Raw genomic sequence first — 24,328 nt, 5'->3', positions numbered from 1 at the left:
TGAGGAGAACAAGAAAACCTTTGGTCATAGTTCCACCCAGCGGGAGGTTCGATCGGACTCAAAGGCCTTTTCCATGACATATTGAATATAGGCTCCGTCCCGCAGGGAAGGGCTGGCCTGTTTGCCTTCATAAACGCAGTTCAGAAAGCTGTAGAGACAGTGGACATGTCCGCGGATCCATCCGATGGGTGCCTTGGGGGAAACAAATGCCCCGCCCGGCTCGGGAAAACGCTGGACCGTTTCAATGCGGGTAAATCCCCTTTCTCCGCCGATGGGCTGATCCGGTTTTGTGTTGTCATAAAACTCCAGATAACTGGGATCCATGAGATGGAACCGGATGGCTCCCCGGTCGCCATGAATTTCAAATCGCATCTCGTCGTTCATTCCCGTGGCGATTTTCGACGCTTCGATTACCCCGGTACTTCCATTTTTCATCTGAACCAGCATCAGGGACTGATCCTCTGCAGTGATCTCTTTTCTTGTGCCGTCCGGAGCCGGACGCTGCGGGTACAGAACGGTGTTCTTTGCCAGAATACTTTGATATTTGCCGATCAGATAATAGATGATATCCAGCACATGGGATCCCAGGTCGAAAAGAACTCCGCCGCCCATTGCCTTGTCCTGTCTCCAGCCGATGGGCTGATCCGGGTCCACGGAACCGGAATGCAGATAGCACGCACGGAAAGAAAGGATCCGTCCCAGCCTGCCTTCCTTCAACAGCTCCTTTGCCCGCAGGACAGCAGGAAGGAAGCGGTTCTGAAATGTCATCTGGGTGATGGCATCTGTCCCGTCCAGGATGGATACGATCTCCTTTGCATCCCGGTAGCTGGTGGTCAGCGGCTTTTCACAGTAGACGTGCTTTCCGGCCTGTAATGCCCGGATCACCTGATCTTTGTGAAACACATTGGGAGTGCAGATATGAACGATGTCCACCGAAGGATGGTTCCATATCTCATTGGGGTCCGTGGTTGCAAAGGAGAAGCCGTAAAGCTCCTTTGCCTGCTGTGCTGTTTTCGGATGAGCAGTGCAGACGCCCACAAGTTTAGTCCGGAAGGGCAAATTTCTGTAATAAAACGGAATGGTCTGATACCCGTAAGTATGGGCTTTTCCCATGAAACCAAAGCCAATGATTCCAATTCCATATTCTTTCATCCTGAGTACCTCCTTCTTCTTTTTCTTTATTCTTATCTTTTTATGCCATTTTATCATGGTACGGGCAAAGAATGTGAAAATATTGGCTCAAATACACTTTCTGGAGATCCTAATCAGTATACAGGCACAGGAGGAGGCTGTCAATTTATATGGTGATTTATCAATCTTAAGTCCCATGGCATGCATTGGAAGTTCGCTTTACAGGATCAATTGCTGTTGGGGGATGAATTTATTTTAAAATAGCATGAAATAAAGAGATAATAAGAGATATAAACAGATATATTTAGATAAACCGTATAGATTAAGATATAAGGCTGAATTTTACTGTTGTGATTTTCCGCGAGAGGTGATATAAATAATACTGAAGGTCAAGGAAAGTCAAAGGCAGAAGATGAAAAGGAATGAAATGAGATGACTTTTCCTGACAGGATATAAAATACAAACAGGAGGAATGGTTATGTTTGGATTAACACCGTATCGTAACAGAAGGAATATGGATGTTCAGAGGGCAAGAGACTTTTTCGATCCGGAGTATTGGTTCGATAACTTCTTCAGCGACTTCCCGAGCCTGTATGATTCCAATGATCAGATGAAGGTTGATATCCGGGAGAATGATAATGACTATGTCGTTGAAGCAGAACTGCCCGGTGTGAAAAAGGATGAAATCAATGTAGAACTGCGGGACGACAGATTGACCATTGCCGTTCAGAGAGAAGATCACAACGAAGAGGAGGATAAGGATAAGAACTACATTCGCAGGGAGCGCAGATATAGCTCCATGAGCAGAAGTTTTTACGTAAATGGTATCAAGCCGGAGGATGTAAAGGCAGAATTTGAAAATGGTGTCCTGACACTGACTTTGCCAAAGGCGGAAGAACAGAAGAAAAGGGATCACCGGATTCAAATCAATTGATGAAAGCAATTGATGAAAGTCAACGGATAAAACAGCAGCCTCCAAAAAGAGGATAAAAAAATAAAGCAGAACAGGGTGGACCGGATCCATCCTGTTTTTTTGTGTTCATCTGTTGACTCCAATGGGAAGGAGGAGACACTTTATCTGTCACGACGCTTTTCTTTCCGGTTTTCCCGCTATGATATTCTGAATCAGCAGCAGGATACCGAGGAACAGAATTATATCTCCGATACTGAGAAAGGATTGGACCGGGGGAGGGACAAAAATAACATCTCCAAGCAACCACAGTTTTGAGTTGCTGTTCAGAATGTGATAGGTCAGGTATTTACCATTTGCCAGATACTGCATGTTTCTGGAATTGGCGTCCACCGTCATGGCTGCTTTTGACAGGGGCATGGAGCCCTTGTTGACCAGGATGACAAGGAAGTTCAGAAAGCTGCCCATGCCAATCAGCCAGATGTATGAAAGCATCCGATTCTCCCATAAAAACAGAAACAGCAGAAGATATTGTAAAAACAGAAACAGGCATGCCAGGGGCTGGGTGATCCGGGACGTATTTCTCATCAGATAGATCAAAATATATTCGACAAGAACAGATAGAAAGATCAGCCACGGACGCCTGATTTTAATATGGGTCAGATTGGATATCCTGCCGCCCCGGATCAGGCCAATGCCGACGGCGGCGACAAACAACAGGATCAGCAATATCATTTTTACGTATCTTTTCCTTTCTGCTTTTTTCTCTCTTTCCCGTCTTTCCTTTTTTCGCTATCGACTGCACCTTCTTCTTCCAGGACGGAGATCAGGGCATCGGCTATATCGGGATGAAATTGGGCACCCTTTTCCTTTCTGATGTTTTCAATGGCGGCATCCCTGGACATCGCTTTCCGATAAGGCCGGTCCGAAGTCATGGCATCATAGGCATCCGCTGCGGCCAGAATGTAAGCATCCCTGGAGACCTGATCCCCTTTCAGATTATCCGGGTATCCGTCACCGTCGTATCTTTCATGATGGTGGAGAATGGCGTCCTTTACATGTCCCGGGAAAGTGACCTCTTCCAGGATCTTTATTCCTATGCCGGGATGCTGCCGGATCATTGCCAATTCCTCATCGGAAAGCCGGTCTGGTTTGGAAAGGACCGAGTCCCTGATCCCTATTTTGCCTATGTCGTGCAGCAAGGCAGCCGTACGGATGGATTCGGCTTCTCCGGACGAAACCCGCAGTTTCCGGGCAATGCGCCCCGCGTAGTATTCCACCCGTTTGGAATGGCTTTCCGTATACTTATCCTTTGCTTCGATGGCCGCAGTAAGCGTCCGGATGGTCTTGTAATACTGCTCCCTGGAATCCAGGTACAGCTTGAAGGAATGACGGGCCAGCAAAAGCGGGCCAAGAAGCAGAAGAACATAGAGGGAACCGTTTGGGATCCGGTACAGAACGGAGAGAAAGTAGCCGAGGGGAGCGATGGCTATAAAATTGGGATAAGCCCACAATGTCTCACTGGTCCAGGTTTTCTGAAATGCTTTTTTCCGCATAAGGGATGTATAGAGTGCCATGATGGTGGAGTTCAGCAAAAAAACCACGGTCAGATAGAGAAAGATCAGAACGATGTTCAGGATGGGATTGATAAATACGGGGTATGTTTTGATCCATGTGTCATAGAGAACCCCGGCAGTAAATATGGATATCGTAAAATTCGAGTAATTCATCAACGTCTTATAAAAAGGTAAATTAAAGGGATGCTTCCAGGTACCATCCTGATTTTTTATAAATACCAAAACACTTCCACAGGATGCTACCAATGCAGTAAAATAGGGACCGTTGTTAAGGTGGCAGGCCAGCAGGACGGCAAAGCTCACACTGACTGCCCGGTCTTCTTTTATATATATTGGTAAGGATTCAAGCAGGGAAGTCAGGACAATCCAGTATATCAGATTCCAAATGTCTATACTTTTGACTTGTAAGATACAGTATATTGTAAGGGACAGGCTGATGATACTCAAAGCAGATATAGTAAACAATAGCTTTCTATTCATTGAAGCAATTCCCCTTAATGATAAAGAAAGCCAAAACATCGATGTATTTTATGTCTCATCCGTTATCTGATAGAAAACATTGCACCGCTGGCAAGTAACAAGGATACTAAACTCGTAACCAATGTCAATACCGATGCTCCAATCTTCTTCATGGAATATAGCCCCCCTATTTTTCAATCTCTGTCCTTCGCTAGACAGACAGGCTATATCCGCTCCGCTGTATTGTTGTCGATGTTTTGGCTTATAGGCAATCATGATACTTGCTATCTGGAATAATGCTGGTATAACCTCCGGTTGACCGCATCCAATGTGGCCTTTACAACGGCATCATCGTCGTTGCCCTTGATCATGGCGGATCCGCAAAGATACTCCTCGCCGAAGTCTGCAATATGCAGGATGGAAACAACGATTGCCTGACGATCCGCCAGATGGACCTCCACAGCATCGGATAATAAAAATACGAAATCCTTGTTCAGAAACCGATGGATTGCCTGTAGTGTGGCAGATACTGCCACCCGCATACGTCCTCTTGCGGAATTCCCCCCGGAAGCAATCCCTTCAAAGGTTTGATCGTCGCTGGACAGAATAACGCTGGCCATCACCTTTCCCTGTTCACTCTGCATTTTTATACTTTCGATCACCAGCCGGATCTCCCGTTTGGTGACACTCTTATCCTCTATCTGAGCGACACTGATGATCTTGTGATCCACGGATACATTATATTTTGCAAGCATGGCAGACTGAACATCCCGGACAATCTGCTTTGGCCCGCGGTTGGTAGTAGAAAGGACATGTACATCTGTTATATTTGAGTGGTCATCCGTAATAATTCTGGAAGACAGAACTCCGGGGATCTTATTCAACAGTTGCTGATACTCTTCGATGCTTTCCAGTTCCGCCATAAATCCGCATAATCCTCTCTTTCCATCTCATAATCCAACAGCCTTCATAAATAATGGATATCCTCCACTGCGCACAATGTATAGACAATTGTATATATCGTTTCTACTTTCTTATTCGCCGCAAGCAAGGCAATTCCTTCTTTTTCTGACACTTTAATAAAAAAAAGGACAGTTTCCTGTGACTTTTTCAGGCGCCGGGATTTCCGCAATTTCCTGAATGAGCTTCCGGGCGGAACAGGCCCCTTCTATTTGGAGGGAAATACAAATGATAAGCAATAAAGTATACAATAAATTGCTTGAAATATATACAAATATGTGATAATATAATTTTACATTGTAAATAAAACCTTGCAGCAGGAAAGGGGCGGCCAATGTACCAATTTGAAAAAAACACAATGCATCGCATCGACAATTTTATGGGGAGACTGGTTCACAAGTATTATAAGGTAATAGGGGATCTGAACTGTACTGCTTATATCACCAGGGAACCTGTTCGTTATGAAGATCGGTTTACCGGTGAGAAAAAGGATTTAAAGGCGGGGGATCACTGGGGAGATCTGTTTGACTGCGCCTGGATGCACTTTACCGGGGAGATTCCGGCGGAAAGCCAGGGGGAAAATCTGGTTCTGCTGATTGACGTAAGCGGGGAAGGTCTTTGCTATGATGAAAAGCGCGGACCCCTGACCGGACTGACTCATGGCAGCGTTGTTCATGAATTTGGTTCAGTCCGGAAGCATGTTGTTCCCCTGGATTTACTCGGGACGAAGGACGGCAGGATTGATCTGTGGGTGGATGCCGGCTGCAATGACCTGTTTGGCAATTATGTGGACAGCGGTGATTTGAAGGAAGCCTTTGTGGCGGTCCTGTATCCGGAGCTTCGGGCCTTTTATTATGATTTCTATACCCTCAGGGAAGCTTTTCATTGCATGGAGGAAGGGCCGAGGCGGTCCAGCATTATCCGGGCGCTGAACGATTCCATCAATGTTTTTTATGATGACACGGAGGAAGAGGCAAAGCACGCAAGGAAAATTTTAGAAAAAGAGCTGGCAAAGGTTGGCGGCACACCGTCCCTGACGGTAAACTTTATTGGAAATGCCCATATCGATCTGGCATGGCTGTGGCCGATCCGCGAGACCATTCGCAAGGGCGCGCGCACCCTTTCCACGGTGGATCAGCTTATGGACCGCTATGGGGACTATGTCTTTGGGGTCAGTCAGCCACAGTTATTGCTTTGGATGAAGATGTATTATCCCCAGCTGTTTGAACGGATCAAACAACGTGTGAAAGAGGGACGGATTGAGCCTCAGGGTGGAATGTGGGTGGAGGCGGATACCAACCTGCCCGGAGGGGAATCGCTGGTCCGGCAGATCCTGTTCGGCACGGAATTCTGGAAAAGGGAATTTGATGCGGAAGTGGATAATGTATGGCTGCCGGACTGCTTCGGATTTACGGCATCGCTTCCACAGATTATGCGGAAAAGCGGTCTGAAGTATTTTATGACGCAGAAAATGTCCTGGAACGATCACAATACGTTTCCGTATCATACCTTTCGCTGGAAAGGGCTGGACGGCTCTGTGGTGCTGGCGCATATGCTGCCGGAGGAAACCTATAACAGCCAGGCTTCCCCGGCATCGGTAAGGAAGATTGAAAAGAACTACCATGAGAAGGGCCTGTGCGATCAGGCGCTGGCGCTGTTCGGTGTGGGAGACGGCGGCGGCGGTCCTTCAGCCTATCATCTGGAAAAGCTGAAAAGGATGAAGAACCTGGAAGGACTGTCTCCAACGGTGCAGCGCTTTGCCAGGGATTTCTTTCATGATATTGACCGGAACACGGAGGAATATCCCGAGTGGCGGGGCGGACTCTATCTTGAAAAGCACCGCGGTACGTTTACAACCCAGGCCCGCAACAAGAAATATAACCGCTACATGGAAAATGCCCTGCACGATCTGGAGTTTGCGGCAGTACTGGCAGAGCAGTACGGCGGGAAGGAATATCCCCGGGAAGAGATTGCGGATATATGGAAGGAAGTACTGCTGTACCAGTTCCATGACATTATACCGGGATCCGCCATCAAACGGGTTTATGACGAGAGTGTCCCCCGCTATCGGATTCTTTATGACAAGACACTGAAAATGATCAGGGAGCTGTATGAAGACCTGTTTGCCGGGGAACTGGCTGTGAATACCCAGGGATTTGACCGGACGGAATACCTGAAGAAGGATAACGGATGGTATCAGGTGACGGTGCCGGCTTTTGCGGCCACCGGACAGTTTGACAAGGCGGAACGGAGCACCGCACTGGAGGCCGAAGATCTTCGGATTGAAAATGAAAATCTGAGCGTGCGGTTTGGCAGGGACGGAAGCATTGTCTCGATTTTTGACAGGCAGAACGGAGTGGAAGTGCTGCCGGACGGGCAGGTGGCAAACCGGCTGGCCGTTTATAACGAAGAAGACGGGAACGCATGGGACATTGAAGTGTATTATGACGAGCAGAAACCCCGCGCGTTTGAACTGGTGGAGCAAAAAGCCTCCCTGGACGGGGTAAATGCAGTGATGCAGCAGCATTACCGCTTTGGCGATTCCGATCTTCAGCAAACCATCTATCTGCAGCAGGACAGCAGACTTCTCCAGTTTGATACGAAGGTGGACTGGCATGAGAAGCAGAAAATGCTCCGGACTTCCTTCCCGGTTGTGATCGATGCAGAGGAAGTGACGTGCGACATTCAGTTTGGAAACATTCGGTACAGCACGAACCGGAATACCACATGGCAGCGTTCCCGTTTTGAACGCTGTGCCCATAAATGGGTGGATCTGTCCCGTGAAGATTATGGAGTGGCTTTGCTGAATGACTGCAAATACGGTCATAAACTCTATGACAACGTGCTGGATCTGGCACTTCTCCGCAGCACCAACAGCCCCGGCAAGGATGCGGATCAGGGGAAGCATACCTTCCGCTATGCCCTTTATCCGCATGTCGGAAATGAGCACAAAGCCCTGGTGGAGCAGACTGCTCTTGCCTTCAACAATCCGCTGAAGGTCTATAGGGGAACCGGTATCCTGCGTCCGGAGGAGAGTTTCATAAAGGTGGATCAGGACAATGTGATTCTTTCCACCGTCAAAAAGGCAGAAGAGCATGACGGGATTGTGGTCCGTATGTATGAGACCTATGGGGAATGCACGGATTGCTGCATTACCCTTCCGGAAGGGGTGGAGAAGGTTACCCTGTGCAACCTGATGGAAAAGCCGGAGCAAACGCTTCTTCCGGAAGGCCGCAGGCTTCATCTGCATATGAACCCGTATGAGATTACGACATTTATCATGGATATGGCAGGCAAATAAGCAAACTTCAGGAGGAATCCTTCCTGAAGTTTGGAAAGGAGAAGAGATGAAAAGCAGTTTGAATTCCAAAACGCAATCTGCCGGGACAAATGTCCGGGCGGGAGCAACAGGAACCAGGAAGAATTGGAAGTCGTTGGTCTGGAAGCAGCGATGGCTGCTTCTCATGGCCCTTCCGGGTTTTCTCATTGTGCTGGTATTTAACTATTTTCCAATGTATGGCGTACTCATTGCCTTTGAGGATTACTCGGTGAAAAAGGGGGTGCTTGGAAGCGAGTGGGTGGGCCTGAAGAATTTTATGGATTTTTTCAGCAATCCCATGGCGACCCGGACCATCAAAAATACAGTCACCCTGGGCGTTTATAATTTGCTGTGGTCGTTTCCGATTCCCATTGTTCTGGCACTGCTGTTCAATGAGCTGAGAGGCAGAAGGTTCAAAAAGACGGTACAGACTATCTCCTATTTTCCATACTTTCTGTCGACGATGATTGTTGCAGGGATGTTGATGCAGTTTTGTTCACGGGAAGGTCTGTTTAATCAGATCCTGAGTTTTTTTGAAAAAAAACCGATTCTGTTTCTGCAGAAACCAAAGTGGTTTCGGACCATCTTCATTGGCTCCGGCATCTGGACAGGCGCGGGATACGGAACCATTCTCTATCTGGCAGCCATCAGCAATATTGATCCAAATCTGTATGATGTGGCTTCGATTGACGGAGCATCGCGCTTTCAGAAGATCCGGCATATCACCATGCCGGCCCTGACCCCCACGATTACCATCATGCTGATTATGTCCATCGGAGGCATTATGGGTTCGGATTTCCAGAAGGTCATATTGCTGCAGACACCGCAGACCTATTCCATTTCGGATGTCATCGGCAGTTATACCTATCGCGAAGGGATTCTGGGAGCAAGGTTTGAATACACCACCGCGATTGGTCTGTTCCAGTCTCTGGTGGGCTTTGTCCTGATTGTAGCGGCAAATAAGGTCAGCCAGAAAGTTTCCGACAACAGTCTTTGGTAAGGGGGATCAAGGAATGGGAAATTCGAAAAACAAAGTAAAATCCAGCATTGGCGATGCGATTTTTGATGTATTCAATGTTGTGCTTATGATTCTGCTGATTATTGTAGTGCTTTATCCAATTCTCAATGTGATTGCAATTTCCCTCAGCAATGCGGAGCATGTAGCCAGGGCGGACATTACCATTTTCCCGAAAGGATTCAATATGGATGCCTACCAGTATATCCTGAAGGATGAACAGGTGTGGCGGGGTTATGCAAATTCCATTGTATATGCATTGGCATCTGCCGTCTGTACCCTGCTCTTTACCAGCATGACCGCATATCCGCTGACCAGGAGGGATTTCATCGGGAAGAAGTTCTTAACCGTATTCCTGACGATCACGATGTTCTTTGGCGGCGGTATGATTCCAACCTATTTGCTGATGATGAATATGAAGCTGATCAACAATCCGCTGGTGATTATCATTCCGGGCTGTGTCAGCGCTTATAATGTTTTTGTCTTCCGGACGTTCTTTCGCAATATTCCGGAGGAGCTGGGCGAATCGGCCAAAATTGATGGGGCAAATGAGTTCACCGTGCTGTTCCGGATTATTCTCCCCACTTCCAGGGCGCTGCTTGCGACTTTTGGGCTTTTTGCCATTGTGGGAATGTGGAACAACTGGTTTGGACCGATGATCTATTTCAAGAATCCAAATTTTTACCCGGTTCAGAATATCCTTCGGGAATATCTGTATGTCATCGATACGGCAAATCTGCAGCAGCGGGCCGGCTCCGGGGCTGGCAATTTTAATCCGACCTTTATTCAGCAAGTATCTCCGAAAGGCGTCCGTATGGCAATTGTTGTTGTTACCATGTTCCCGATTATGTGTATTTACCCATTTTTTCAGAAGTACTTCACCAAAGGAATGTTAGTGGGGTCCGTAAAGGGTTGAGCGCCGGCCGATTCGCCGGATATTGGCGGATCGTCAATATTGGTTTGGCATAAACAATGGCTATGAAAAGAAAAAAGCAAAGGAGAGAAACAATATGAGTAAAAAAACAGGCAAAAGAATCATGGCATTTGCACTTGCAGCCGTAATCGGGACTGTTTTCCTCAGTGCCTGCGGAGGGGGCGGCAAGGATTCCAGCAGCAGGAAAACCGGGCAGGAAAGTTCGGCTTCCGCTGACGGGAAAAGGGATCCTTTGGTTCTGAATATCACGATGGAAGGAAATCCGGGAAGCAAGGATGGCCGCGTGAATGAAGAATTTGAGAAACAGATGAGCAAAAAGCTGAACCGGGAGTTAAAGATCAAATATGAATTGATCCCGGGCAGTGAATACAGTGACAAGGCTTCCATCCTGTTCTCCACGGGAGACTTCGGGGATCTGATTGGAATACCTTTCCTGTTTGACTACAGCAAGGCATCCGAAGAAGGCTTCCTGCTGGATATTGCCCCCTATAAGGATATCTTCCCAAATTACTGGAAATATATGGAACAGACCAATGCAGGCATTGCTTCCGTTACAGATGACGAAGGTCACATCTACGACGTAAAAAGTATAGGTCTGCCGCGTTTCCCGGAGGACAAGGGGATGCTGCCTTCCAACCTTTCAACTTATCGGTATGATATCTTTGAGAAAAGCAATATTAAGATTCCGGAAACCCTGGATGAATTATATGATGCTGCGAAAAAGCTGAAGGAAATTTATCCGGATGTTTATCCGGTTCATACTCGCTGGAATGATCTGCGAAGTTTGTTTTTTGCCAATCATACCAGCAACGGCGTCTATTGGAACGGCAAGGAATATGTGATGGGACTCTATGAAGAAGGATACAGGGATGCCGTTGCGTTTGCACGGAAGCTGTATGCGGAAGGGCTGCTGGATCCGGAGTATATCAGTGATGACGATGAAATGCTGAAGAGCAAGGAGTTGTCGGATAAAACATTTATTGTGATGGCAGATTGGTTCACAACTCCGGGTGAATTCACCAGGCTGAGTTCCAGCGGGCAGGTATTTTGTGCCACGTTGTTCCCGAACAATCCAAAATATGGGGAGGAAGCATGGCAGGAAGTACAGCCCGTCAACACGGTTTCGATCAATCAATTCAGCGGAATGGCAGTCAACGCCGATACGAAGGATCCGGAAGGCGTGATTGAATTTTTGAATCATTGCTTTGATGATGATATCATCCGGCTGCTGACCTGGGGGATTGAAGGAGACAGCTACAATCTTGACAAGGATGGCAATCCGCAGTTTGTCGACGATATCCTGAACGCACCGGATCCCTGGTCCGAAGCAGACAAATATGGGATGCGCGCCAGTAAAAACATGAGTCCCGGGGTCATCCTGGCGGATGATACGAAGGCTTATGTGGCGCTGGCGGCAGACGACTGGCTGTATTATGACGGGAAAGTGCATCAGGAACCGATCGAGCAATCGGAATATTACCTGAATCTGCCTTATCCGGACTATCCGGAGAATCCCTATGTTCCGCCTGCGTTTGAGGAACCGGTTTGTACCTTTGACACGAATACCACTCAGGAAAACAGTCAGATCACAACGGCTTACAATACCCTGCGGGATGAGTGGGAAACCGCAATGGTTTCCGGAACCCGGAGCATGGATGAATGGGATAAATACATGAAGGAAATCAAGAACGTTGCGGATATTGACAAACTGCTTGATAATTACAACAAGGCAGCGAAAGAGTATTTCAAGAGAAGTGAAAAATAGTTTCCCTGATCGGAGGATTCCTGGAAGTTTCGTCGATCAAAGGCATCTCGGGGCATCTTTCCTCAACTTTGAGAAGGGTGCCCTTTTTTAAAGGGATTTGAAGGATTCACGCATAGGGATTTTCAATAACACTGTCCCGCTCCACCAGTGTGACGCCGGCCAGCATCTTTACATTCCTGCCCTGCAATTGTCCCTGTATGGCACTGATCAGCAGGTAGGCGGCATTGGATCCGATTTCATTGAAGTACTGCCGGACTGTGCTCAGGCCGGACGTTTTGTTCCGGGCATTGTCCCAATCGTCAAACCCGATGATCGAGACGTCTTCCGGGATCCGGACTCCCAGTTCGGTCAGCCTGGACATTATTTTTAGAGCGAGCCGGTCATTGACGCAGAAAAGGGCAGTGACTTCGTGGCTTATGATTTTTTGCTTCAGGTCATCATAATCGATATCAATCAAAAGATTGTCTGCACTGACATCCAGATTGTGCGCACGCATTGCGGAACAAAAGCCGTCATAGCGTTCCTGTTCCGAAGGGAGGAAAAAATGGTAGGCGGCAAATTTAATCTTTGTGTGTTTGAATTCGATGAGCTTGCTGGTGGCAAGAATTGCGCCGCTGTAGTTGTCACTGCCGGAAAAGTAGCAGGGGTGATGGAGATTGTACCGGTCCACCAGGACATAAGGAATGTTCTCCTTTTCAATCAGGCAGAAGATATTTTCGCTTTTCACAGGGTCAAAGGGATAGATAATGAAACCATCTACTTTTTTATCCAGCATTCGCTGGACAGAGGCACGCTCCTGTTCATTGTCCAGATCCGTCCATTCTATCAGAAGGGAATAATCGTATTCGGAAATAAAGCTCTGTGCCCCTTTGATGATCTCCATGTAGCTGGTATCGTAATAATCCTCCGTGGAGAGAATGACGGCGATCAAATGACTGGACGCTTCAAAACTGCCGGGATCGTTCACAAAAGTTCCCTTGCGCTTGATTCTCCGGATATATCCCTCCTCAGCGAGTTCAGAGAGAGCTCTCCGAACGGTGATTGCGCTGACATCAAACTTCTCCATATAATATTCCACGGATGGGAGCTGTTCGTCCGTCTGCAATTTTCCACCTTGAATCTTTTCAAGGATGGATTCCTTGATTTTTTGGTATTTTGGTGTCGCTTTCATAATATAAGCCTCCGGGTTCTGGGATTGTTCTGCGTTTCGCTGCCATAATTTTTGAAAACTGTTTGTACATCCGTATCTTTCCAGGATGCTCTTAATGTATCCATTATACCACACGGGGCCTGGAGTGTCAGTATGAAGCCGGCTTTGCAACGTTTTGCCAGGCTATGGTACACTGCTGACTTTTAATGGGGACCCCGGGGGACGGAGAGCTTTCGACATTTTCGACAGGCAAAGGAAGGTATATAATCCGTAAAAATGGCAACAATTTTCCCGATCCTGTGGTATAATGATTCTTGCCGGAATTGTCAGATTATGTGGAACGGAGGCTGGCTGTCTGTGGATAAGCCAATGTTTAATACAAAAATGGTCCGCACGCTCCGGATGAATCCGAAGCTGATTTTAAATGTGATATATAGTTTTTTCCTGAACCTGTTTCACTCCATACGGAGTTTTTACCGGTTCCGGGTTTTTGCGGATTTTGGGAGTACCATTACCAGGGGCTCCGGTGCCAGGCTGATCATTGACCGAAGGCTGTACCTGGGCGGCAAATATATTGGGGATATGGTGCATTCCAAATCCTCTGTCCGGATGTACCGGGACTCTGTTTTTCATGTGATGGGCAGGGTGAAGCTTGGGCCGGGCGTGGGGATTGTAACAGGCCCGGGTGCGATGCTGTCCATCGGGGACAATACCTATATTACGGCTTCTTCCGTCGTGTACTGTGCCAATCGGATTACTATCGGAAGAGATTGTGCCATTGCCTGGAACACCACCATCCTGGATACGGATTTTCATCATATCCATTATCCGGATGATACAGAGAATGAGCTCGTGAAACCGGTTCAAATTGGGGATCATGTGTGGATCGGATGCAACTGTACTGTTTTGAAAGGTGTGACGATCGGGGACAATGCCGTAATCGGAGCGAACACACTGGTTAATAAGAACGTACCGCCAAACTGTCTTGCTGTTGGCAATCCCATGCGGATTATCCGGGAAGATGTGGAATGGAAGGCCTGACAACCATCAAAAATAAACAGGGAGTATACAGCAAAGACTGCTGCAATCATTTATGCAGCAGTCTTTGCTGTTTCTTCTGCCAGGCATTCCCCTTGCCGTTGGAAGAAACCGTTGATGTTGATGAATTATTCCACGGTGATATCCTTGCTGCTTTCCCACAGGCCGTGGATATTGCAGTAACTGACAGCGTAGATTTTACCGGAAGTATGCAGTTTTATCCGGGTAACGCCGACGGGTTCCGTAAAGGCGCCTGCCTCTCCATGTGCCTGAAAGTTGAAGGTTGTCAGTTCCACCGGGAATTTCCCATCCTTTTCCACATAAAATACCTTGATCCAGCAGATATGATGTTCCAAGGTGTTGGGATGCTTGATGGCATCCCCGATGGAGGCCTTCAGTTCAAATCCTTCGTCCGCTTTTATTTTATCGGGAACGTGAATGACGGGTACGTGTTTTTCTCCCTTCCAGTCTCCGGTCTGCAGGTATTTTCCTATCGACATGCCAAACTCCTCCTTTATTGATTGGTTATTTTATTGATACCCGGCTCTGGTTTCCTGAAACGCAACGGATCAGCATTTGTGTTCCGGGGATGCTGAGGGCCCTTGCTATTTTCCGGATCAGAAGGTACAATAAAAGCCATGATGCATTTGGAGGGATTCGGATGAGTAATGGAAGCAACAATCATACCAACGTCTATGACATATTGAAGGAGCGGGGCTATCTGGCGCAGGCGACTCATGAAGAGGAAATCCGGGACCTGTTGGGCAGAGAACCCGTCACCTTTTATATTGGCTTTGATCCTACGGCAGACAGTCTGCATGTGGGACATTTTGTCCAGATCATGATTATGATGCACATGCAGAGGGCAGGCCACCGGCCCATTGTACTGGTTGGAGGCGGGACAGGCATGGTCGGCGATCCGACCGGAAAGACCGACATGCGCAAGATGATGACCCGGGAAACAGTGGAGGCAAATTGCCGATCTTTCCAGAAACAGCTTTCCAGGTTTTTGGACTTTTCAGACGGAAAGGCCATTTTGGTCAATAATGCAGATTGGCTGCTGAATTTGAATTATGTAGATTTTTTGCGGGAAGTCGGCATTCATTTTTCCGTGAATCGCATGCTGACTGCAGAGTGTTTCCGTACCCGTATGGAAAAGGGTCTTTCTTTTCTGGAATTCAACTATATGCTGATGCAAAGCTATGATTTTCTGGAATTGAATCGGAAATATAACTGCAAGCTGCAGCTGGGCGGAGATGACCAGTGGTCCAACATTCTGGGCGGTGTGGATCTGATCCGCAAGGGGAAGGGAACCCCCGCATACGGTTTGACATTCCGCCTTTTGACCACTGCCAACGGAAAGAAAATGGGCAAGACGGAGGCCGGCGCCCTGTGGCTGGATCCGGATAAGACGTCTCCCTATGACTTCTATCAATACTGGAGAAACATAGATGATGCGGATGTAAGGAATTCTCTTGCCATGCTGACATTCCTGCCCATGGAAGAAGTAAACCGGCTGGGAAATCAGAAGGACGAAGGAATCAATGAAGCAAAAAAAGTCCTTGCCTATGAAGTAACAAAGATTGTTCATGGAAAGGAAGAAGCGGACAAAGCCCAGGCGGCTGCGGAGGCACTGTTCGGAAAGGGAACTGCCGATGCGCAGGTACCCGGCACGGTTCTTTCCGTTGCGGAATTCCAGGAAAACAGTAAAATACTGGACATGCTTTCCTTCCTGAAGCTGATTCCCTCCAAAGGAGAAGGACGCAGGCTGATTCAGCAGGGCGGTGTCTATGTCAATGATGAGAGAATCGGGGACATCAATCATACCCTGACAGGGAAGGATCTGCAGGATGGGAGTTTAATGATTCGTAAAGGCAAAAAGGTTTACCATAAAGTGACGGTAAAATAATTATCATAAAATAACGTGACGATAAAACATAAAGATTAAAAAAATATTTAAAAAGAGGGCCCGGCGGAAAGCCGGGCCTTTTGTATCGTATAACGGGTATTCTCATTCATCTCTTCCATTATCCATCTCTTCGGTTTATCAGTCTCTGCGCCGGTTGCCTGCGCCGGACAGAATCAGCAGCCTCAGCAGCTGCAGGACTGCCATCATGGTGGAGGCCACATAGGTCAGGGCAGCAGCATTCAATACCTTGCGGGTGGAATGGACTTCATCCCTTTCCAGGTAGCCGCCGACTTCAAGCGCTTCCACTGCCCGGTTACTGGCATTGTACTCCACCGGAAGGGTGACCAGCTGAAATAAAACAGCCAGGCTGAACGCAGCCACTCCGATAAAAGCCACTTTCTGATTGCCGAGAACGATGCCCAGCAGAAGCAGGGGAAACGCTAGATTGGAACCGATATTGGCGAGGGGAACAATGGAGCTCCGGACCTTCAGAGGGACATAGTCGGTGTCATGCTGGAATGCGTGGCCCACTTCATGAGCCGCCACACCCAGTGCTGCCAGGGAAGTGGAGTTGTATACCCCTTCGGACAGATTCAGGGTCTTTCTGCGGGGATCATAATGGTCGGTCAGCTGACCGCGGATCGGCACAACGTTTACATCATAAATATTTCTGCTGTGCAGCAGTGCCAGGGAAACTTCCGCTCCGGTCATTCCACTGCGTGCCGGTACCTGTGAGTATTTATTGAAGGTCGACCGGACCTTCGTCTGCGCATAAACTGCCAGAAGTATGGCAGGGATCAGCAAAGCATAAGTCGGATCAAAGTAAAATGGAAACATCCAAACTTCTCCTTTCCCGGGATCAGGCGATACGGATAATACTTCCGGAATGCAGGGCTCTTTCCGGCATCCATCTGTCTGATTGATTTATTGATATCAGTTTAACATACCGATTTATGAAAGTCAATAAAGGTCAGACATTTTTTATTTATTGGAGTTTCAAAGTTTCAATTTCCGCACCCTTGGCGGCTTCGGGCCCAAAGGGTCCGACGGAACATAAACCATGGGGATATCCAGTCCCTTCGCATACATTTCGTTGGCGGTTACCAGATCCATCTGATCAATCTGGGAGATGGATGTTTTTCCCAAAGCACGGATTCCATTCTCCATCTCCAGTCTGCAGGAGTTCATGAAGTTCTGAAAGGAGCGGGCACCGACTTCCACATCAAACTGATCGGCAGCATCTCCGTCATACCAGACAAGGGAAGTGGGCGGTTCAAAGGGCAGGGCTTTGTGGATCTGGCCATGGGATACTGCCACCAGTGCGATGGATCCGATCTGGCAGGCATCGGCGCCCAACGCTTTCACCTTCAGCGCATCTCCGGGTGTCCGGATCCGGCCGGAAGCAATGAGGGAGATTCTTTCCCGGACTCCGTGCTGCTCCATCCATTTTGCGGCACGATGAACGGCGAAAGCGGTGGGAATGCCGAAATCATCCTGAAGGATGGGCGGCGAACCGATTGTCGCAGCTTCCGCTCCGTCGAGAACGATAAAGTCCACTTCACTGTCACAGATCCAGGCCAGATCTCTTTCCAGATCCCTGCCTGCTGCTATTTTTACTCCAATGGGCACGCCGTCGGTCATAGTGCGGAGTTTATCCACCAGTTTTTTTAATTGTCCGGGATTCTGCACTTCTGCCTGTCTGGAGTGGGTTATCAGATCGCTTCCTTTTCTTAATTTCATTTCTTCTCTGAGCTTTTCCCCTACGGACTCTGATTCCATCGTGAACCCGACTCCGGCAAAAGCCCCCTGACCGAACTGAATTTCAACAGCCTGGCTTTTCAGCAAGGCATCCTGTGGAGTGGGCCAGTTTCCCCGGCCATATTGAAAAATAAAGGGGCCTGCCTGGTTCAGGATATCCGCCGAAATGGCGCCTGCTCCGGTATGATAGATAACCCCTGCTGCTGTGCATCCCTTTGCCAGAGCCATTTTCACCGGCCTGCTCAGTGCGATGCCATATGCCATGGGGGCCAGCATCATGAAATGGTTCGTGGTCAGCGGCCTTTTGGCATACCTGCCGATGGTAACCGAACAATCCACTTCCGTATCGATCTCGGAAGGCAGGGTATCGATCTGAGCAACATTGAACTTGATATCTTCCAGTCCGGGGAACATGCCGGTGGATCCCATGGGCCGCTCCAGCAGTTTTCCGGTTTCAGCCCGGAGCTCTGTTTCCAGTATCACCTGCGGGCGGATCCGCAGGGTGGAAGAAACGACTTCATAAAGATTCTGATCATATTCCTCGCTGGTGATTTTTTTCAAAAAGCTGTCGCTTGCCTGGTTTACTGCAAACCGGCTCAATGATTTGATCCCCATTGCGCCCAGTGCTCCGATCGCTCCCAGGGCGGCCAGTTTTCCCAGGACAGGGACGCCATCTTTCTTTGCCTTATCGAAACCGTATTTTCCTTTCCCCATATTCCGAGAGCCTCCATTTTTTATCGGTTTTGGATAGTATGCGGAGAATTCCGGGAAATCATTCCTCAGGACACCATCAGGATTGCATATGTAACGAAAAGTTTGAAAAGAATTAAGCGTTTTGTAAACAGTGCCTGCGGCCTTCCCTTTTTCTTGAAGGCGGGCTTGTGATATAATAAGTTGTCATGAAACAAAACGAATGGAAATAAGAATGATTGGCATTAGAAAACAAGGTTTGGGGGAATTGCAGTGAGAAAACGAATGATCAGTCTGTTGCTTTGCATGATTTTTTTCGTTGTTTCGTTTTCCGCCGTGACCGGTACGGTTCACGCAGACGGCGATGTGGTGGTTTCCGCCGAAATAACCGGTAATATATCCAATGCAGGTGGAAAGCTCTTTATATCACCCAGTGGAACTTGCCGCGGAGCATATCTGGTTCAGAATAAAAGTGCACAGGGCATTCGGATCGTAAGTGCTGTGGAAAGCGTGCCGGGCGGGGACTTTTCCATCGATTTGGGCGGGAAGGAAATCGGACCGGGAGAAAGCCTGTCCTTTTCCGGCAGGAATTTTACCGCAGAGGCAGGCAAAGATACGGGCAACATTACGTGCCGCATCCGTTATGCAGGGGCAGAGGACCAACAGGAGCAGGAAGCAACAGGGCAGGCCTCGTTTCTAACGATCAATGACAGTATGAATGTGACGTATTCCTCCTCACAGCAGGGACCGGTTTTCAAAGGTGAGCAGACTGCCCTGAAGGTGGAAGTGCAGTCCGGGGCAAATGTTACACTGAAAAATCTGTCGGTTATGGACAGCGATCTCGGAAAGACATTGGGCACCATCAATGCGCTTGCACCCGGAGAAAGGAAAGCGGTGGAAACGACGGTTCCTCTGGATAAGGAAACCAATGGAAATATTATAATAGAGTATGACGATCCCCTGGGATCGGGAGGAAAGCTACGGAAAACCTTTGACACAGGCCTGAAGATTCCAATAAAGCAGGAAGCGCCGGTGTCGTCCCTGAACATTGCCGGCAAGCCGAATAAAAAGCTCATACCCGGGCCGGGGAAGGAATCCGTCACTTTCAAGCTGAAAATAAAGAATACGGGCAATACCGCCTTGAAGAATCTGGAGTGTCTGGACTGGAATCAAAAGGTATTTTATACCCTGGAGCAGCTTCTGCCCGGTGAAGAAACTTCCGCAAGCTTTACCGGGACCGTCAAACCGGATAAAACCTATCACCTGACGGCGCAGGCCCGGGTTGAGGACACCAATCAGCTGATCCAGTCTTCCTGTGATGTTCATATGGATCGGCTGCAGCCGCAGGTGGAGATTGAACGTTTTGTGGTGCCGGAAAATATAACTGCGGGAGAGCCTTTTGTCCTGGAATATGTGATCCGCAATACCGGAAATGTGGATTTGAAGGATGTTGTTCTGGAGGAGCCTGATTTCGGGGAAATCGACACATTTGAACAGATTGAAGCCGGGCAGGAAGTGCATACCGACAAGGAGCTGACCATTGAAAAAGATGCCGTCAGCAGGGCCACTCTGAGAGCAAAGGATGCCGTGACCAATGAAAATTACAGTTATGAGGCGTCTGAACTGGAGCTTCTCATCGGAGGCGGCGAATTGAGCCAAAATTTGTCCGTCCGGCTGACTTCGAAAAAAACTTCCCTGAGTAAATCCGGCACCGTGGAATTGAAATGCGTGATTGAGAATACGGGAACAGAGCCCCTGTACAACCTGGTATTGACTCTCATGGACCGCAGGATGGTCATTGACAACCTGTCTGTCCTGAATCCGGGGGAAAAGAAAACGATCCCGGTGACGACCTTCCGTGTGGAGAAGACGGAAGACTTTTTCATGGAAGTCAACGGGACGGACGAGGATGGGGAAAAGTTTACGGTGAAAAGCGAGCCACTGACCGTTAAAGTGAAAAAGGGCGGTCTGTCCGGCAAGGGTACCCTGCTTTGGGTTGTCCTGGTCGTAGTTGTTCTGGTGTGTGTATTGATTATCGGAGCATTGGTTTACCTGACAAAAGGTTCCGGCAAGTTTCCGCTTCTGTCCCGGAAAAAGCACAAGGCAACGGAGAGCAAGGAATAAGGCCGGAAGCTCTAACGTCATCTGCTTTTGATCTGCAATATTAAATGGATAAATAATGGCATGGATTATTGTTATGGCAAGGAGGGATCCTTGCCTTTTTTTATGCAATGACAGATATATGATGAAATCTTTATATATGCAGGAATAAACAATTCCATTATGGAGAATAATATACCTAGAATATTATGGAAGCATTGGAATAATGCGAAGGAGGAAAAAATATGTCCAAGGAACAAGCTCTGCATGAAGACAATACGATGGGTGAAAAGCAGGAACTGCAGCCGGAACTGATGTCGATCATGAAGGAAGAAGTCGGAAAAGCAAAGGAACGGAGAATGCCGATTATTCGCGCATTTGAGGCAATTGCCCGACGATCCGGACTGAAGGCGAATACCATCCGGAATTATTATTACCGCTATCTTCATACCCAGGAAGAAAAGCGGGAGGATCAGACGATTTCGGATGAAAAGGATCCGAACCAGGACGATAGGATCGGGAAACCATTTACTGCGGAGGAAAAGAAAGCGCTGATCCGGGAGATGCTGATCGCTCAGGCCCGGGGAGAATCGGTCCGTGGATGCGCCAATCGGCTCAGTCATGGAGACAAAAGGGTATTGATCCGGTATCAGAATAAATATCGCAGTGTGATTGCCAGGGAACCCGAATATGTCAGTCATCTGATGCGGGAAATCGAGGCGGAAGGAATCGCCTGCTTCAATCCGTATACCAGAGCCAGACTGATTCATTCCGGTAAAACACAGGCGACGTCGGAAGGTGCCAACGGTCAGTTGATTGACTGGATCGGTCAGTTTGTAAACAACGTGAAGTCGATCCATGGAGTTTCGCTGGATGATCTGGCCAGGGGACTGCGGGATTTAAGCAACCTGGCAGCAGGAAACCGCCGTTCAGGAAATGGGAAAAGCCGCAGCCGGGAGCTGCAGAATCTGAACAACCGCATTCTGATGCTGGAAGTCAGTCTGGACAAGGAACGCAGGGAGGCTGACCACATACGGAGGCAGCTCCTGGATTTGATGGATGTGAATCAGTGCTTTCTCAGCATGTCCGATACGGATAAACTATCCGGGCTGCAGAATTATGTGGCCAAGCTGCAATCCTGTATGACGCAGGACTGAGCGGACGGAAGGTTTGTACCGGGATAAAACAGACAGAGCATCGTTAAAATTGGTAGGAATGAAATGAAGTTTTGTGTGCCGGCATGGGTGAAAATCCGGTGCCGGTTGTTTTTTGGCTCCGGCATCATGTCTTGCAAACAGAAAGGCCCCCGCGGTTCTTTGCACCACTTGATGAACATGCTGGCAAAATTGATAGTAATATCAGAATGAAGCACAGTGGATAATTTGCTCTCTTCATAACAATGTCTCCTGTCTGAAGACTTGTCAATTGAATCAGTCGGATCGGGTCACTCCGCCGTCCGGCCCGCCGGGAAAGAAATGGTTATCCGGGTGCCCAGATCCTTGCGGCTCAGGACCTCGACGACGGCATGATGCCGGTCAATAATCCATTTGGAAATGGAGAGACCCAGGCCGGTTCCGCCTGTTTTCCGCGCACGGGAGTCATCGGAGCGGAAAAACCGGTCAAAGATATGAGACAAATCCTTCGAAGGAATGCCGATCCCGTTGTCCTGCACAGTTACCTTTGCCGAATCCTCCTTCCGGGCGGCAGATACCGTGATGGTCCCGCCGGGTGGGGTGTATTTGGTACTGTTGTCCACAAAGATACGGAAGGCCTGTTTGATGAGCTGCGCATCCCCTATGGTGTACACTTCTTTTTCTGTTTTCGTAACATATTCATGGTTCGGGTCGATCATAGCGGTCTCCCGCACCACCTCCTCCGCGATCCGGCTGAGATTAACGGGTTCCCGGTTCAGCTTCATGGAGTCGTTGTCACCCCTTGCCAGGAAAAGCAGCTGTTCCACCAGGTCCTTCATGCTTTCCGCTTCGCCCTTGATGGCATCAATGGATTCCTGCAGCGCTTTTTCATCCTTCTTTCCCCACCGGTCCAGGAGATTGGCATATCCCTGTATTACGGAAATCGGAGTCCGCAGTTCATGAGATGCGTCAGATACAAAGCGGACCTGGGAGCGGTAGGACGCGTCGATTCGATCCAACATCCCGTTGATGGCGCCCGCCAGATCCTTCAGTTCCCGTTGTTCCGAGCGGATGGAAACCCTCCGGTCCAGCCGCGTCACATTGATGGTATCGATGGTGCCGGTCAGATCCCGCAGCTGTATGTCGGGCCGGACCATCCGGGTCTGATTGATGCTCTTTGCCGTCCGGGCCAGATCGGAAAGAGGCTGAAGGGAGCGTCTCACGGCTCTTGCTCCTTTGCCGATGCCGCCGAGAAGAAACAACAGTTCAAAAACAGTCAAAACCAGAAAAAGTTTGAGAAACAGGGTCAGATGTCTGCCGATAGCATAGTCCGCCGCATAATACATTCTGCCGCCGGAGAAGGGCACCCATGCCCGGTATGTTACATCATCCAGCCGTTTCCAAAAGGAAGATTCCCCGGATGGGACGACGAATTGCCGGATCACACCCTCCATATGGTCCGGAAGCCATCGGTTCAGGAACCCGGGCAGATGAAAGCCGTCCGGCTCCTGCTCCGTCAGAAGGTCCCCAACTGCTGAATTTTCCACCCTCTGTCCTATATCCCGTTCCGCGTAACAGACCAGGGCGCCGGAGAAAAGGATAATCAGAAGGATATCGATCAGGAGAAATCCAAAAAACACCTGAGACAGATGCCAGGTGTTCAGCTTAAAGACAATGGAAAAATCTTCTCTTTTGTTTCCCTTTTTATTTTCCTTCATTTCTTATCACATACCCCACTCCGCGGACGGTATGAATCAGTTTTATACCAAAAACCTCGTCGATCTTACTGCGCAGATATCTGATATAAACATCCACCGCATTGGTGTCTCCCGCGTAATCAAACCCCCAAACCTTCTCCAGCAGGATTTCTCTGGTCAATACCATGTCCTTGTTTTCCAGCAGGTACCGGAGAAGATCGAATTCCTTTTTGGTAAGCTCTACCGGGACACCTCCGACGGCCGCTTCATGCCGGTCAATATCCAGAACAAGACCGCTGGCCGTCAGAGTTCTTGCAGATCCGGAAGCATTCTTCTTTCGCAGGGCATTGCGGATCCGGGCGAGAAGCTCCTCAATTTCAAAGGGCTTTGTCATATAATCGTCCGCCCCTCCGTCCAGTCCGGTCACCTTATCCACAATGGTATCCCGGGCTGTCAGCATGATCACCGGAACAGAGGAGCTCCTGCGGATACGCCGGAGTACCTCCATCCCGTTCAAGCCGGGAAGCATGATGTCCAGTATGATGATATCGAAACCGCCGCTCCGGGCAAGCTCCAGTCCGGTTCGTCCATCAAAGGCCTTTGCCACCTCATATCCCTCATAGGCCAGTTCCATTTCCATAAAACGCGCAATCTTCTCTTCATCCTCCACAATCAGGACTTTTTCATTCATATGCTCACCCTGTACCGTTTTTGCCTTGCCGGGGAACTGCTCTCTCCTCTGCCCAAACGCCGCTCAATCCCGTTCGAAGCGGCAGGAAGGCG

The 24,328-nt window shown here is 48.7% G+C and carries 19 protein-coding genes; 9 read left to right on the top strand and 10 right to left on the bottom strand.

Annotation, left to right across the window (positions count from 1 at the left end; genetic code table 11):
• Window positions 1-24: 24 nt before the first annotated feature.
• Window positions 25-1,152: a Gfo/Idh/MocA family oxidoreductase gene (locus tag QBE55_02165; protein WZL78995.1), complete on the bottom strand. Its 1,128-nt coding sequence runs from the start codon at window positions 1,150-1,152 to the stop codon at window positions 25-27.
• Between the two features lie 457 nt (window positions 1,153-1,609).
• Between QBE55_02165 and QBE55_02160 the strand changes: the two genes are divergently transcribed.
• Window positions 1,610-2,065 carry an Hsp20/alpha crystallin family protein gene (locus QBE55_02160; GenBank protein ID WZL78994.1) on the top strand — a complete coding sequence of 152 codons (456 nt, stop codon included), beginning with the start codon at window positions 1,610-1,612 and terminating at the stop codon, window positions 2,063-2,065.
• 147 nt (window positions 2,066-2,212) lie between these two features.
• Here QBE55_02160 and QBE55_02155 read toward each other — a convergent pair whose 3' ends face one another.
• The 3 genes from QBE55_02155 to QBE55_02145 all read right to left on the bottom strand — a co-directional run bounded on the left by QBE55_02155 (window position 2,213) and on the right by QBE55_02145 (window position 5,000).
• Complete coding sequence (locus QBE55_02155) at window positions 2,213-2,776, bottom strand: DUF5317 family protein (GenBank protein WZL78993.1); 564 nt, start codon at window positions 2,774-2,776, stop codon at window positions 2,213-2,215.
• A gap of 2 nt (window positions 2,777-2,778) precedes the next feature.
• Entirely contained in the window at window positions 2,779-3,771 is a 993-nt protein-coding gene (locus QBE55_02150; GenBank protein WZL78992.1) for an HD-GYP domain-containing protein, read from the bottom strand.
• Between the two features lie 590 nt (window positions 3,772-4,361).
• Window positions 4,362-5,000: a hypothetical protein gene (locus QBE55_02145; GenBank protein ID WZL78991.1), complete on the bottom strand. Its 639-nt coding sequence runs from the start codon at window positions 4,998-5,000 to the stop codon at window positions 4,362-4,364.
• A 371-nt stretch (window positions 5,001-5,371) separates the two neighbouring features.
• Between QBE55_02145 and QBE55_02140 the strand changes: the two genes are divergently transcribed.
• From QBE55_02140 to QBE55_02125, 4 genes are all read left to right on the top strand, one after another.
• Window positions 5,372-8,338: a glycoside hydrolase family 38 C-terminal domain-containing protein gene (locus tag QBE55_02140; GenBank protein ID WZL78990.1), complete on the top strand. Its 2,967-nt coding sequence runs from the start codon at window positions 5,372-5,374 to the stop codon at window positions 8,336-8,338.
• A 46-nt stretch (window positions 8,339-8,384) separates the two neighbouring features.
• Window positions 8,385-9,356 (top strand): ABC transporter permease subunit, encoded by a 972-nt coding sequence (locus QBE55_02135; protein WZL78989.1) that lies wholly within the window; start codon window positions 8,385-8,387, stop codon window positions 9,354-9,356.
• 13 nt (window positions 9,357-9,369) lie between these two features.
• Window positions 9,370-10,287, top strand: coding sequence for a carbohydrate ABC transporter permease (locus QBE55_02130; protein ID WZL78988.1), 918 nt, complete (start codon window positions 9,370-9,372; stop codon window positions 10,285-10,287).
• Window positions 10,288-10,381: 94 nt separating this feature from the next.
• The gene (locus QBE55_02125) at window positions 10,382-12,070 is read left to right on the top strand and encodes an extracellular solute-binding protein (GenBank protein WZL78987.1); all 1,689 of its coding nucleotides are present in this window, start codon (window positions 10,382-10,384) and stop codon (window positions 12,068-12,070) included.
• A gap of 106 nt (window positions 12,071-12,176) precedes the next feature.
• On the opposite strand, the gene QBE55_02120 is transcribed toward QBE55_02125, so the two are convergent.
• On the bottom strand, window positions 12,177-13,241 hold the full coding sequence (locus QBE55_02120; GenBank protein WZL78986.1) for a substrate-binding domain-containing protein: 1,065 nt from the start codon (window positions 13,239-13,241) through the stop codon (window positions 12,177-12,179).
• Window positions 13,242-13,577: 336 nt separating this feature from the next.
• Here QBE55_02120 and QBE55_02115 point away from each other — a divergent pair, with 336 nt between their 5' ends.
• Window positions 13,578-14,261, top strand: coding sequence for an acyltransferase (locus QBE55_02115; protein WZL78985.1), 684 nt, complete (start codon window positions 13,578-13,580; stop codon window positions 14,259-14,261).
• A 125-nt stretch (window positions 14,262-14,386) separates the two neighbouring features.
• On the opposite strand, the gene QBE55_02110 is transcribed toward QBE55_02115, so the two are convergent.
• Entirely contained in the window at window positions 14,387-14,758 is a 372-nt protein-coding gene (locus tag QBE55_02110; GenBank protein ID WZL78984.1) for a class II SORL domain-containing protein, read from the bottom strand.
• Between the two features lie 161 nt (window positions 14,759-14,919).
• Between QBE55_02110 and tyrS the strand changes: the two genes are divergently transcribed.
• Window positions 14,920-16,167: a tyrosine--tRNA ligase gene (gene tyrS / locus QBE55_02105; protein ID WZL78983.1), complete on the top strand. Its 1,248-nt coding sequence runs from the start codon at window positions 14,920-14,922 to the stop codon at window positions 16,165-16,167.
• 138 nt (window positions 16,168-16,305) lie between these two features.
• Here the strand turns inward: tyrS and QBE55_02100 are convergent, their stop codons facing one another.
• Both QBE55_02100 and QBE55_02095 read right to left on the bottom strand, forming a co-directional pair.
• Window positions 16,306-17,004, bottom strand: coding sequence for a zinc metallopeptidase (locus QBE55_02100; protein WZL78982.1), 699 nt, complete (start codon window positions 17,002-17,004; stop codon window positions 16,306-16,308).
• Window positions 17,005-17,163: 159 nt separating this feature from the next.
• Complete coding sequence (locus tag QBE55_02095) at window positions 17,164-18,639, bottom strand: FMN-binding glutamate synthase family protein (GenBank protein ID WZL78981.1); 1,476 nt, start codon at window positions 18,637-18,639, stop codon at window positions 17,164-17,166.
• A gap of 249 nt (window positions 18,640-18,888) precedes the next feature.
• Here QBE55_02095 and QBE55_02090 point away from each other — a divergent pair, with 249 nt between their 5' ends.
• Both QBE55_02090 and QBE55_02085 read left to right on the top strand, forming a co-directional pair.
• Window positions 18,889-20,739, top strand: coding sequence for a hypothetical protein (locus QBE55_02090; protein ID WZL78980.1), 1,851 nt, complete (start codon window positions 18,889-18,891; stop codon window positions 20,737-20,739).
• 221 nt (window positions 20,740-20,960) lie between these two features.
• Entirely contained in the window at window positions 20,961-21,872 is a 912-nt protein-coding gene (locus QBE55_02085) for a hypothetical protein (protein ID WZL78979.1), read from the top strand.
• Between the two features lie 287 nt (window positions 21,873-22,159).
• Here QBE55_02085 and QBE55_02080 read toward each other — a convergent pair whose 3' ends face one another.
• Together QBE55_02080 and QBE55_02075 are read right to left on the bottom strand one after the other, a co-directional pair.
• Window positions 22,160-23,566: an ATP-binding protein gene (locus QBE55_02080; protein WZL78978.1), complete on the bottom strand. Its 1,407-nt coding sequence runs from the start codon at window positions 23,564-23,566 to the stop codon at window positions 22,160-22,162.
• On the bottom strand, window positions 23,553-24,236 hold the full coding sequence (locus QBE55_02075; protein ID WZL78977.1) for a response regulator transcription factor: 684 nt from the start codon (window positions 24,234-24,236) through the stop codon (window positions 23,553-23,555). The genes QBE55_02080 and QBE55_02075 overlap by 14 nt, the downstream gene beginning before the upstream one ends.
• Window positions 24,237-24,328 lie beyond the last annotated feature (92 nt).

The organism is Eubacteriales bacterium mix99, from assembly GCA_038396605.1.
GTDB lineage: Bacteria > Bacillota > Clostridia > Caldicoprobacterales > DTU083 > UBA4874.
This window is presented reverse-complemented; position numbering and strand designations above follow the sequence as displayed.

What these genes read in the sequence shown, in the direction of transcription:
- QBE55_02125 (WZL78987.1), top strand. Translation starts at nt 10,382, where the DNA reads ATGAGTAAAAAAACAGGCAAAAGAATCATGGCATTTGCACTTGCAGCC.
- QBE55_02085 (WZL78979.1), top strand. Translation starts at nt 20,961, where the DNA reads ATGTCCAAGGAACAAGCTCTGCATGAAGACAATACGATGGGTGAAAAG.
- QBE55_02140 (WZL78990.1), top strand. Translation starts at nt 5,372, where the DNA reads ATGTACCAATTTGAAAAAAACACAATGCATCGCATCGACAATTTTATG.
- QBE55_02155 (WZL78993.1), bottom strand. Translation starts at nt 2,776, where the DNA reads ATGATATTGCTGATCCTGTTGTTTGTCGCCGCCGTCGGCATTGGCCTG.
- QBE55_02075 (WZL78977.1), bottom strand. Translation starts at nt 24,236, where the DNA reads ATGAATGAAAAAGTCCTGATTGTGGAGGATGAAGAGAAGATTGCGCGT.
- QBE55_02110 (WZL78984.1), bottom strand. Translation starts at nt 14,758, where the DNA reads ATGTCGATAGGAAAATACCTGCAGACCGGAGACTGGAAGGGAGAAAAA.
- QBE55_02120 (WZL78986.1), bottom strand. Translation starts at nt 13,241, where the DNA reads ATGAAAGCGACACCAAAATACCAAAAAATCAAGGAATCCATCCTTGAA.
- QBE55_02095 (WZL78981.1), bottom strand. Translation starts at nt 18,639, where the DNA reads ATGGGGAAAGGAAAATACGGTTTCGATAAGGCAAAGAAAGATGGCGTC.
- QBE55_02130 (WZL78988.1), top strand. Translation starts at nt 9,370, where the DNA reads ATGGGAAATTCGAAAAACAAAGTAAAATCCAGCATTGGCGATGCGATT.
- QBE55_02160 (WZL78994.1), top strand. Translation starts at nt 1,610, where the DNA reads ATGTTTGGATTAACACCGTATCGTAACAGAAGGAATATGGATGTTCAG.
- QBE55_02100 (WZL78982.1), bottom strand. Translation starts at nt 17,004, where the DNA reads ATGTTTCCATTTTACTTTGATCCGACTTATGCTTTGCTGATCCCTGCC.
- QBE55_02080 (WZL78978.1), bottom strand. Translation starts at nt 23,566, where the DNA reads ATGAAGGAAAATAAAAAGGGAAACAAAAGAGAAGATTTTTCCATTGTC.
- QBE55_02150 (WZL78992.1), bottom strand. Translation starts at nt 3,771, where the DNA reads ATGAATTACTCGAATTTTACGATATCCATATTTACTGCCGGGGTTCTC.
- QBE55_02135 (WZL78989.1), top strand. Translation starts at nt 8,385, where the DNA reads ATGAAAAGCAGTTTGAATTCCAAAACGCAATCTGCCGGGACAAATGTC.
- QBE55_02165 (WZL78995.1), bottom strand. Translation starts at nt 1,152, where the DNA reads ATGAAAGAATATGGAATTGGAATCATTGGCTTTGGTTTCATGGGAAAA.
- tyrS (WZL78983.1), top strand. Translation starts at nt 14,920, where the DNA reads ATGAGTAATGGAAGCAACAATCATACCAACGTCTATGACATATTGAAG.
- QBE55_02145 (WZL78991.1), bottom strand. Translation starts at nt 5,000, where the DNA reads ATGGCGGAACTGGAAAGCATCGAAGAGTATCAGCAACTGTTGAATAAG.